Source organism: Thalassospira sp. MIT1004 (genome assembly GCF_001858545.1).
Classification (GTDB): Bacteria; Pseudomonadota; Alphaproteobacteria; order Rhodospirillales; family Thalassospiraceae; genus Thalassospira; species Thalassospira xiamenensis.
On sequence record NZ_MCAO01000027.1, the window covers coordinates 1 to 2,666 of the forward strand.

Consider the following 2,666-nt stretch of genomic DNA (forward strand, 5'->3'; position numbering starts at 1 on the left):
GATAACTAGGAATTATCAGAGATATGAGCCGCCGCATTCTTCGCAACAGACGTGACCCTGAATTAAAGGTCTACGATGAAGATTTCGACTTGGTTGCAACACGTTTCAGGCCCACCGTTACGTCTGCTGATTGGATCGCATTGCCCGGTGCTGTTATGGACACCGTTGTCCCATGTTCTGATGAATATCCGCAGTTGTCCTTAGAGGCTTCCCACCTCAAAGGATATAAGATGGACACTGGTGATGTGCTTTGGACAGAAAAACAACAAATTGCAAGTCTTGTTGCGGCATTTGACAGCAAGCTAATCAACACAGATGAATTCACCTTGGCTCCAGGAGTTTCAAGCGCCTTACTAATCATCATGGCGGCGCTCAAGAGTATGGGGATAGGGGAGATTATCTTTGAACTCCCAGCATATTTTGCGGGTATAGAGCAGGCTGAACTGCTTGGTCTAAATGTCGGGCTATTTCCGGCAAGCCCAAGCAGCGGTTATCGAATAACGCCACAGGATATTATCGACATTGATCGTATATCGAGTGCTCCGGTTGCATTGATGATAACTCAGCCCAGATACGGACTGGGTTACAATCGGAAGACTGAAGAGCTGCTAAAACTCAGAGAGGCATTGAGGCCAGGAGATATTATTGTTGTTGATGAAGCGGCAGATCAGTCCGCTCCCAGCCCATTTGGCAAGGTGGAGTTAGATGGGGATGTCAAGATTATTCGGGTTCGCGGGCTTACAAAGGGATTGGGGCTGAACTCTGCGAAAATAGCCACAATTCTACATCCAACCGACATGAGGCCATTATTGGGGGAGATTGTTGATTTCACCGGAGGTGCAATTGATGCTGCTGCAATGAGGTTGGTGTTGGAACTCGCTAAAAAACCTATGCGTTACTTGGCTCTTCTCGAAGGAGCACGTAATTATGTCAGACAGCAATACCAAACATTGCAGAGTATGATTATGGGGCTTCCGATTACCTTGGCACCGATAGAAAACAGTTATCTCGCAACCGCCCATTTTCGCAGCCCCCCCAACGTGGACTTTGATCAGTTTCGAGAATATTTTCTGTATACAGCTGTTGAAATAAAGCTACCGATTGTGCGGGGGTCAAGTTTGTATTTTCCCTATGACGCAAGTGGGGAAATTATTCGAATTAACTATTTCACTCCTCCCGAGAACATGACGCGATCTGGTACTGCATTTCAGAAGTTTTCTACTTCTCTATATGAACGTCTTTGACGACATTTTTTATGCGTGAAATCAGCGTGGAGCTGAAATTGATTTCGAAACAGAAAGTCACTGCCCTTGGCAAGTTTCCGCTGAAATGTACAAGGCTCATCTGTTCTTTCCCCGAGGCTCCCCCGATTTCGAGATTCACGAGCGGGGTGTTTCCCCGACCAACGTCTTTCGCCTTTTGTTGTGCGAGTTGAATACGTGTTTTGGTGTTTAAAAACAGGTAAACTCCAAGCAAAAGCGTTGCAGAATTGCCAATGGAGAATACAATGTCCACTGGCGAATTTCTGGGGCGAATAAAAAAATGGGATTCAGGTAACAAAGCGGCCAATTCTTTTGATAGATCGTCTATTTGTTCATCAGTTGCCCAATCAAAGGACCGATAAACAATTTTAGATCCTTGTGTATTCCCGACTATCCGGTCGCTAGCCCGATCCAGATGTTCTATTCGTTGCAAGCATTGTAAATTTACGCCTGCCGCGGTTTGAGCTAAATGCTCGCTGCCCAGAGCTCCTTGAAAAGACGACCAGATTTTATCTGTAAGAACGTACATCTTTACTACAATAAGGACAGGAACTTTGTCAGTATCGTATAAGTATAAAACAAAACTTGAGAAGTCTTGAAGCAACCGCATGAAGTTTATGGGCGCGCGGACCATTGACAGCCATGCTTCTGCCTCAAATACCTTGTCAAGAGTTGTACTTCCTTCGAGCTCGCCTTCCGCCAAATAAAAATCTAGTCGTAGGGATTCAAAGGGGGACGTTTGCGAACTCTTTGATGTGTGATTGTCCGCCTGATCGAACTCATATATTTCTGCCTCAGGGTAACTACGATCAACTCGAATTAATCCTTGGTCAATCTGACGGCAATCCAATCCGAAATTATCAATGATCGCGCGAAAATCTATTGATGTTTTCTTAAATGAATTGTTAAACAAAATGCATCCATCAAAAACTTTGTTCGATGTTTTACATTCCTCAAAAAGGCATTCTTTTATCTGAGAATTCCGCACCATTGAGCTGCGGAAATCACACTCAATGAACCTGCATTCAAGATACATACATTCATGAAATGCTGCATCAGAGAGGGAGCATCCTATGAAAACACATTTTGAATAGGTGCATGAAACAGTTGATCCAGAACCAAGGTCGCAGCCGATGAACGTTGACTCAAGAAACGAACAATCCTTGAAATCAACGTTCTTCAGCTTGCTGTTGGACAAGACCGCCATTTTAAACGAGCATCGTTGGAAATTGTGGCTGAACTCGAAACCATCCACATCTCCTGAAATCAGACGGCCAATAATGTCCTTGCCTACTTCTTCAGGCCATATATCGCCGCCTAGATCAATAGGTGGCAGTTGGTCTGCCCATTTTTGCCAAACAGAAATTTGGTCGCCGCTCATATCTCTGATAATTCCTAGTTATC

At 44.6% G+C, this 2,666-nt stretch carries 2 protein-coding genes; one reads left to right on the plus strand and one right to left on the minus strand.

The features are described from left to right. The first annotated feature begins 23 nt into the window (after positions 1 to 23). Positions 24 to 1,244: an aminotransferase class I/II-fold pyridoxal phosphate-dependent enzyme gene (locus BC440_RS11545; protein WP_063094781.1), complete on the plus strand. Its 1,221-nt coding sequence runs from the start codon at positions 24 to 26 to the stop codon at positions 1,242 to 1,244. Here BC440_RS11545 and BC440_RS11550 read toward each other — a convergent pair. Further along, positions 1,219 to 2,643: a pentapeptide repeat-containing protein gene (locus BC440_RS11550; RefSeq protein ID WP_063094783.1), complete on the minus strand. Its 1,425-nt coding sequence runs from the start codon at positions 2,641 to 2,643 to the stop codon at positions 1,219 to 1,221. The two genes, BC440_RS11545 and BC440_RS11550, sit on opposite strands and share 26 nt — an antisense overlap. Positions 2,644 to 2,666: the final 23 nt, after the last annotated feature.

What these genes read in the sequence shown, in the direction of transcription:
- BC440_RS11550 (WP_063094783.1), bottom strand. Translation starts at nt 2,643, where the DNA reads ATGAGCGGCGACCAAATTTCTGTTTGGCAAAAATGGGCAGACCAACTG.
- BC440_RS11545 (WP_063094781.1), top strand. Translation starts at nt 24, where the DNA reads ATGAGCCGCCGCATTCTTCGCAACAGACGTGACCCTGAATTAAAGGTC.